The organism is Candidatus Zixiibacteriota bacterium (genome assembly GCA_014728145.1).
Classification (GTDB): domain Bacteria; phylum Zixibacteria; class MSB-5A5; order JAABVY01; family JAABVY01; genus WJMC01.
The window spans coordinates 1-8,953 of sequence record WJMC01000133.1 but is presented as its reverse complement, the minus strand read 5'-3'; the positions used below and the strand labels follow the sequence as shown (position 1 = coordinate 8,953).

At 50.1% G+C, this 8,953-nt stretch carries 6 protein-coding genes; 3 read left to right on the top strand and 3 right to left on the bottom strand.

Going from position 1 to position 8,953, the window contains the following annotated elements:
• The first annotated feature begins 274 nt into the window (after positions 1-274).
• The 3 genes from GF404_07790 to GF404_07780 all read left to right on the top strand — a co-directional run bounded on the left by GF404_07790 (position 275) and on the right by GF404_07780 (position 4,046).
• Positions 275-874, top strand: a complete 600-nt coding sequence (locus GF404_07790) for a hypothetical protein (protein ID MBD3382082.1) — start codon at positions 275-277, stop codon at positions 872-874.
• Positions 825-1,778, top strand: coding sequence for a radical SAM protein (locus tag GF404_07785; protein ID MBD3382081.1), 954 nt, complete (start codon positions 825-827; stop codon positions 1,776-1,778). Before GF404_07790 ends, GF404_07785 begins: the two co-directional genes overlap by 50 nt.
• 207 nt (positions 1,779-1,985) lie before the next feature.
• Entirely contained in the window at positions 1,986-4,046 is a 2,061-nt protein-coding gene (locus GF404_07780) for a hypothetical protein (protein ID MBD3382080.1), read from the top strand.
• Positions 4,047-4,109: 63 nt separating this feature from the next.
• Here the strand turns inward: GF404_07780 and GF404_07775 are convergent, their stop codons facing one another.
• The 3 genes from GF404_07775 to GF404_07765 form a co-directional block, all read right to left on the bottom strand.
• Positions 4,110-5,693 carry an FMN-binding glutamate synthase family protein gene (locus GF404_07775; GenBank protein MBD3382079.1) on the bottom strand — a complete coding sequence of 528 codons (1,584 nt, stop codon included), beginning with the start codon at positions 5,691-5,693 and terminating at the stop codon, positions 4,110-4,112.
• A 3-nt stretch (positions 5,694-5,696) separates the two neighbouring features.
• Positions 5,697-6,395, bottom strand: coding sequence for a hypothetical protein (locus tag GF404_07770; GenBank protein ID MBD3382078.1), 699 nt, complete (start codon positions 6,393-6,395; stop codon positions 5,697-5,699).
• Positions 6,395-8,953, bottom strand: a 2,559-nt coding sequence (locus GF404_07765) for an NAD(P)-binding protein (protein ID MBD3382077.1), incomplete at its 5' end; no start/stop codon positions are given. The genes GF404_07765 and GF404_07770, both read right to left, overlap by 1 nt.

The following is an 8,953-nucleotide window of genomic DNA, read 5'->3' as shown; positions in this document are numbered from 1 at the left end:
GGAATTTGCTCACTACCCCTGAAAAATAAGATATTGTATGATGCTTACCTGCTGAATCTTAATATTTTGCCTTCTCCAAGTCAAGAAGTTAATTGGAAAGATTCACCTTTTTATCATAAAAACTATGAACTCTTATATTTCTCTGCCTAAATAATAATGGACTATATGTGCCATAACGTATTATTGAAAAATCCTTGTAAATACTGCGCATTGCGTATATATTTGACCAGGGAAGATAATAATTTGATAGGCTTCTTGTCTGAGCGAGACAGAAATGTCTGATGTACTGTTTGTCGAACCTTCATCGAAGATTCAAAGACTCCAGAATATAAAATCCAAAAAACCGCATCTGGGCGCACCTTCACCTTTGATCTACATTTCTACCTATCTTCTGGATGCAGGTCATGATGTTGATATAATTGATCTTAGGGTAGATACAGAAGGCTGTTTAGGGGATTACCTGAAACGCGAAAGACCTCTGCTGGCAGGAATTTCAATAATGCCTGTTAATGCCCTTCCGCGTGCGATCGAACTGAGCCGTCTTATAAAGAAACACTCGCCAAACACCAAAGTGGTCTGGGGCGGTTCGTTTCCATCGTTACATCAGAAACTCTGTATGGATATTCCCGAACTGGATTATATCGTTTCTGGCTATGGCGAAGAGACTATGACCGAATTGGTTACGGAGATGAAAGCAAGGGGCGGAAGCTTTGATCCTGCTAAGGTAAACGGGTTAGTGTACAGAAGAGATGGTGAAATAGAAGCTGGCTCCCCTCGAAAACCAGTCGACCTTGATTATAAGCCAATCGGCGCCTGGCGGCTGGTTGAAAAATATGCCTTATTATTTGGGACCAAAGGGATATCTGGCGATTAATTCGGCACGTGGCTGTCCGTTCAAATGCTCATTTTGTTACAACAATTTACTGCATAAGGGCCAGAGGAGTTACCGTGCTAAAAGCATCGAAAAAGTCATGGAAGAAGTGGATTTGCTTACTTTGCGTTACAAGATAAACAAGATACAGTTCATGGATGATGATTTTCTCACGCACCGTAACCGCGGATTCAGGCTTCTGAAGGCCATCAGAGAAAAACATCCGCACATAAAATTCCATTTGGCAGCCCGGGTAGATGAGCTCAATAAAGAAGAATTCGTCAAAAAGCTGGCTGAAGTCGGTTGTGAGAGTGTTTTTTTAGGAGTTGAATCAGGTTCAACTGAACAGCTTGAACAGATGGCAAAAGGATGTTCGACCAGCGACACCTTCGATACCGCAAAGCTTTGCAAAAAATACGGCATTACTTGTGTATTTTCATTTACGTGTGGCTTCCCTGAGGAAACCTTTGACAATCTCTATGAGAGCGTTGAGACGGCCAGAATTCTACAAGAGATAGATCCAGAAAGCTGGAGCGTAATGGAGATTATTTCGCCTATTTTAGGCACACCACTTTATAACGATCTAAAGATCAAGCAGGAAGTGCCAGAAATGGTGCCCGCCAGATGGTGCTATTTCAGCGACTGGAAGAGCGCTAAAAACAAGCCCTGGATTCAAAATCAAGCTTTCTACGAAGCTTATCAACTCGCTTTCTACTTCTCGTTTTCATCACGGGGACATGCTTCGGAGTCGAGGTCACTGAGCAAGTTTCTGGCGAAATGGTCTCAAATGAGATTGTTACGTAAGAAACCTCGCATTCTACCGGAGTTTCGCCTGTTCAATGATAAAGAAAGTGGTGTGGGGATGAATCCTGAGACTATGTCTGAATCAGGATCTGGTAGCAATTAACTTTTCGCTCTGTTTTTTCCGGTCAGAGTCAAATTCCACAGCTTTTGAAATTAACTCATTGTTTACTTCTTTTGTAGCCTATTGTCGGAGATAAAATTAGATATACTAAAAATGTAAATTAGGGGGCAATATCGCTTGTAAACTGTCGATTGTTAGCATATAATTAGCGGAATTTTAACATGCAACCGGGATTAAGGAGACAATCGTATGAGCATCAGAAGTGGCATGTTGGTTATAGCTTTTCTTATATTTACATTCCTGCTCTCATGCGGGGGTGGCGATAGTTCAACCAACCCTGAAAACGAAGTTAACTGGGAAACCGAGACTCCCTCCACCTACTCACTGGAATCGAGTTCTTCTACTGTAATCGAGGACAGTTTGACAGGTTTGGATTTTGTATTGCCGGAGGGCGGTCAAGGTACCCTGACTGTAGCTAAAATCAAGTCGGGACCCGAACCCGATTTTGACGGTGAGGGTTTTTCTTTACAATACAGCGGTTCTGAGCGGATTCAGGCCAGAGTCCCGAAAGAGGGGGCATATTGTGTGATGCTGATGGGTTACGGCAAGTCATACGGAAGCCGTGATGAGCGCGATGAAGATGACTGGCGAGCGCTGGCAGAAGTTGAATCGTCCTCAGAGGAGGCGGTGTTCGAACTGGTACTGGATGGATCTGCAAATGCGGGTGACGGCTTCGCGTATGCCACAGATCACCAGGGTTTCAAGTATCACTGGATTACAAAGATTCCTGCCGGTAGCAGTGACGCTGTCAAACTGTCAGCCATTGAAAGCCAGGCCACGGAATTTATCAATCATATCCTCGATTCACTGCCCTCGTCTATCAAGTCGAATGCCACCAGCGAGGTCAATGGACGTCTGGCACCGACCTACTACGCCGACGACAACTACTATATAGGCTTTACCCGACGCAGACTGATCGGCAATTCGACCACACCTATGATCGGGATTACCGCTAACAGCGGTGCCAACACTATCGCGCATGAAGTCGGCCACTACATGCATCATGTTCTCATCGGTGACGCAACCTATCTGCAGATCGAAAACTCCGCTCCAGACAATCATGGTCTCGGAGATTCTCATTACATGCGCCAGAGTATAACTGAAGATATCGCCTATTTCGCGCAGTATTTTCTGCTCGGGCATGTGAACTCGGCCGATGCTACTGAACCGGGTATAATGATGCCCGGCAAGGATCCCGATCTCACCGATTATCCAAGTTTGGAAGGTTTTGGATGCTGTCTTCTGGCGCGGCTGAATTCTACTAATTCGAAAATCAGGGACATGGAATTCATTTCCAATGAGCGTGACTTCCCGGCAGTGGGCGCCAGTTTCAAAGACCTGTTCGGGATTATCGACAAAGGTGCTACTGATATCGATGAGCTCAGAGAAGATGTCAAAGATTACCTTGTAAGCACAGGCCAGAAAGACAAGTATCCGGTCATACTGGAACGCCTGGGTTGGCGCTATAATGCCAAAGCGACTATCGTCAACCCGGATGGTGATCCTGTAATTGGCGCTGATGTCAAATGCGTGGCCAAAGTCGGATCCACTGAATATTTTACGCGAAGTGAAAATGTAATTACAAGGGGGACAGGGGTAACCGATTACATAGAAATCTTTCCCGACAGCAGTTACTTAAGAGTCGATTACAATGGCAAGAGCTATGATATTCCGATTTATGCCGATCCGGAGGGTGATACGCATGTCGCGGTCGATCTGGATACGCTGGTGATCGATCCCTTTGATCTGAGCCGTTTCACCAGATTCTACATAAATATATCCGTTGAGGGTAAACTCAGGACTCATTATTCCTATCGCGATCCCACCGAACACTGGACTGGTGTAAATTTCGATGAGGGAACATATCTGCATGGAAGTTTCAACGGCAACACATTTACGGCAGTCTGGGATACCGCGCTCTACGCCAATCCGGTCAATAGCAGTGGTTCGGCAACCATCGTTATTGACCCGCAGAGCAGGAGCCTGGTCAGTGCAGATGCGGAATTTGTACAGCCTGCTTCCGTAACCGCCACAAAACGTGAATATAAGGTTGAAATTGGCAGTATCAGCACGGCAACTCTATGGGATGAATACTATATTCAGTTCCGAATCGAGGGTGAACAGGCCTGTCAGATTATTGAGGATCTGCAATATCGGACTTACAATGAACCGGATTTGAACTGGTATGAATTGCTCGAATACAAGTGTGATGAAAACTCAGTTGTGGAAGTAACATTCAATTCATTTTAACCAGGTCACAAATTAAAAAACCCGCCTGCGTCATCAGGCGGGTTTTTTTATAGAAGTAATCGATCAACCGTTTAAGATCTTCTCGGCTTCCTCTTTATCAGCATCCATAACATAAGTGATTCCGCTGATTTCGGACGCTTCCGGGGTCAGCGCGATCAGGTCATCACGGGTCATATGCTCGAGTTTGAATTTACGACTACCTGCCATAAGCTGTCTCAGACCCTGGGCCAGACGTTCATAATAAGTGAACAGCCCAATTGCGCCGGTAGGCAGTTTATCGAACTCGTCGTTGCCGAGTTCCTTGCGCAGTTCAGCCGCGGTCACGAAGATTTCGTCGATCGAGTTTCCGAACCTTTCGACATAGACCGGGATCTGGTGTTCGCGGATCGTGCGTCCGATAGTCTTGCCGACCATGGCGGCGGCAATCGGCGAACGGGCCATACCGACCAGCTTGACAAACGGCGCGCCCATGGCGAGACCTTTGAATATCTGGTCTTCGAAAGTGAATCCACCCGCGACTGCGATTGCCGGGAGGTGTTCACCGTTGTCGTGCAGTTTCTGGGCATACTGGTAGAGAAGCGAATGGAGCTCGACCGGGGGCATACCCCATTCGTTCATCATCCGCCACGGGCTCATACCGGTACCGCCACCGGCACCATCGACTGTCAGCAGATCGATATTGTATTTTGAGGCGAACTTGAGAGCTAGTGCAAGTGCCTGCGGACGATATGCTCCGGTTTTCAAAAAGACGTACTTAGCTCCCGCCTTGCGGAGTTCATCGACTCTCTGGGCAAACGCTTCTTCAGTCACCATGCCGACACGAGAATGGCGTTCGAATTCCTTGAAGGCACCTTTTTCGAAAGCTTCGATGATATGGGGATCGGTCGGGTTGGGAAGCACGACATAACCGCGCTCATAGAGGAGCTGGGCCTTTTTGAGATCGCGGATCTTGACTTCTCCGCCGATATTTTTTGCGCCCTGGCCCCACTTGAGCTCGACACATTCTACACCCAGCTCATTGATAGCGTATTCCTGGGTGCCCAGGCGGGTGTCCTCGACATTGGCCTGCACGATAATTGCGCCATAGCCGTCACGCATATGGTCCTTGTAGAGGTTAACCCTGCGCTTGAGATCGACCGTGTCGACAACTCTGCCGTTCTCAATTTTGGATTCGACATCCATACCGACCACATTTTCACCGATCGTCAGACCGGTGCCGGCCAGGGCGGATCCGATCGCCAGACCTTCCCAGTTGTTTTTTGCGATATTCGTGGAACCGATGCCGGGGATAATCCAGGGGTAGCGGAACTTGACACCATTATCGTGACCGAATTTCACTTCCAGGTCGACATTCGGGAAAATAGCTTTATCGCTGTCAGCCTCGATACCTTCAGCCCCGATCACACCGCCTATGATGTTGAAATGCGAGTAATCGACAGGATATACTTTTTCACCGGCTGTAGTGATCACGCCAAACGGCTGGGGGTAGATAACTTCATGGCCACGGTAGGCGGATTTGCCAATTTCACACATGCCGACACAGCCGTCGACGCAGGTGACACACATACCCGAAGCCGGGACAATTGAATCCTCAGTCCTGTTTTTGGTCAAAGTCGCGGCTGAGGCATTAACTCTGGTGAGTGACATCTCCTACTTTCCTCCTTCTATCTTCTTAATATCAACAATTTCACAGGCAACGCAGGGATCCATGTAACACATCATATCATGGAACTGCTCTTTTTCTACGCAGGGCGCGCTGATGTTCAGGCAGCCGCCGCAGATCGCTTTATCAGGTTCAGTGTATGTACACCGCAACATGCAGGCCGGGCAGATATAGATACATCCCCCGCACTGACGGCAGACATCCGACTTGAGATCAAAGGGGGTGCCGATACTGCGGTTTTCTCCACGGCCACGGAAACCGATCGCCTTGGCAACCATCTGCTCCTCGCACATGCGCACACACAGGCCACACAGGATACAGTCTTCATACTCCTGCTTGAACCTCTGTTGAGTGACATGGTACTTCGACGCCAGATCCTGGATGGTCTTTGACTGCGGGCAGGAAGCCAGGAGCAATTCGATGATCATTTTGCGCGCTTTGGTGACTCGCTCAGAAGCAGTTCGCACCTTGAGCCCCTGTTGCACCGGGTAGGTGCAGGAGGTCACGAGTTTGGAGCGGGGAGCTTCCCCGATCTCCACCACACACAGGCGACAGGCGCCATACGGTGTCAGGCCTTCATGATGACACAAGGTAGGGATCGGAAATCCCAGAAACTGGGCGGCCTCCAGGACAGTTGAACCCTCTTCTACTTCCAGGTCTACGCCGTTAATATTTATGGTTACCATCATTTACCTCCTGCCATGACAGGCCGGGATTCCGGTTCTTCGCTCTCTTTATGTGTAAATTCCAGATCGCATCTCAGGCACCTGCAGGCCTCACGGGTCGCTTCCTCGCGTGTTAACGACATCTCGACTTCGGCAAAGCCGCGCTTACGCCACATAACGTCGGCCCGCGGCGTCTCGACCCGCTTGCTCATATCACCTTCCTGTCTGCATTCAGCCGTCTCGACATACTTCTCGGGCAATACCTGTACTGCCGGTTGCTTGAGAGGTTCTTTACGCAGGTAGCGGTCGATCATGACCGCAGCCCTCTTGCCGGCGGCGATAGCATCGACAATCGTGTTCGGCCCGGTGGTCAAATCGCCTCCAGCGAAAACACCGTCGCAGTTGGTAGCCAGTGTTTCCGGGTCGACCTTGACCGCTCCGCCCCATGATGCGATTTCGATTTTCATCGAACTCGCAACAGAGATGCAGTCCACATCAGAGGCCTCGCTGATAGCCACGATAAGGGTATCGAGCGGAACAGTGAATTCGCTTCCGTCGATTGCGACCGGGCGACGACGTCCGGCCGGATCACGCTTACCCATCTTGTTGCGCAAAAGCTCGAGTCCAGTGAGCTTGCCATCCTTTTTGACAACTTTATTAGGGGTGACCATCGGCACAAGCTTGATACCCTCCTGGAGCATCGCCTCGATTTCTTCTTCGTAGGCCGGCATCTCGTCTTTAGTGCGGCGGTAATAAATCGTGACATCTGTCACATCCTCCTGCCGAATCGCCACACGCGCGGCATCGACAGCTGAGTTACCGCCACCGATAACACCGACCGATCCCCGGGCCAGTTTCTTTCCATGCACGTTGAAATGGTTCAGAAACTGAATCGAGGGATAAACGCCCTCGGCGCCTTCACCTTCGATCCGGAGCGGTTTACTCTTATGAGCACCCATTGCCAAAAAGACAGCCTTGTAGCCGTCGTCCATAAGCTTGTCGATAGTTATCTCCTGACCAAGACGGGTGTTGTACTTAACTTCGATATTGTCATCCAAAAGCGATTCGATTTCTTTGTCGATCACCTCGCGTGGCAGACGGTAGGCCGGGATAGCGGTATACATCATACCACCCGGTTTGGATTCGGCCTCAAAGATAGTCGACTTGTAGCCCATCAGTGACAGATAATGAGCTGTCGTCAGCCCCGCCGGGCCGGCTCCGATAATAGCTACCCGATCTTCTGTATTGAGGCTGATGTTATTGCGTGTCGGTTGATATATTGATGGATCTGTACGGTCGGTCACGAAACGTTTGAGAGCCCTGATAGAGATCGCTTCTCCACCGGCGGTTCCGGCTCGGCATTTATCCTCGCAGGGGTGATTGCAGACACGAGCGCAGACCGAGGGGAACGGATTGGCCTCGCGGATCGCGATATAGGCATCGTCGTATTCGCCCCGGGCGATATGGGCAATATAGCGCCAGGCCTCGGTGCCCAGCGGGCAGGTCGACTGACACGGCGCGCCTACCAGCTCACGGCAGACACCAGCATCGCAGTTTTTGTTCTCGATATGATCAAGGTACTCCTGGCGGAAAAAGCGCAGGTTTGACAGCACCGGGTTGGGGGCTGACTGTCCCAGCCCGCACATGGAAGTGTCTTTCACGACTGTCGCGAGTTGCTCCAAGAGATCCAGGTGTCCGGTAGTGGCCTTGCCCCTGGAGATATCGTCCAGGATTTCATACATGCGCTGAGTGCCCTTGCGGCAGGTAAAGCACTTGCCACAGGATTCATCTTTGAGAAATCCCATATAGTACTTGGCGATGTCTACCATGCAGGTATTACCGTCCATGACGATCATACCGCCCGAACCCATGATCGAGCCGACTTTGCTGAGGCTGTCGTAATCAATTGGCAGATCGAATTTATCAGCTGGAATACATCCACCCGAAGGTCCGCCGGTCTGAACCGCCTTGATCTTTGCGTTTGAGGAGGAGCCTCCGCCGATATCGTAGACGATCTCATTGATCGTAGTACCCATCGGGACTTCGACCAGACCGGTGTTTTTGACCTTACCGACCAGGCTGAATATCTTGGTGCCGGAGTTGCCCGGGGTGCCGATTTTGGCGTATTCCTCTGCTCCCAGTGAGAATACCACCGGGATATTGGCCCAGGTCTCGACATTGTTGATAGCGGTCGGTTTACCGCTCAGACCTCTCTCTATCGGAAATGGTGGTCTCTGACGCGGTTCGCCCATCCTGCCCTCGATCGAGCGAATCAGTGAAGTCTCTTCACCGCAGACGAACGCTCCCGCGCCTCGCACCACGGATATATCAAACGAGAACGGTTTGCTCATGATATTGTAGCCCAAAAAATTCATTTCTCGAGCCTGCCTGAGGGCAATAGTCAGGTGTTTGATAGCCAGCGGGTATTCATTGCGGACGTAAATAATACCCTCGGTTGCGCCGGTAGCCAGAGCCCCGATCAGCATACCTTCGATGATGCTGTGGGGGTTGCCCTCCAGCAGGCTGCGGTCCATATAAGCCCCGGGGTCGCCCTCGTCGGCGTTGCAAATCAATACCTT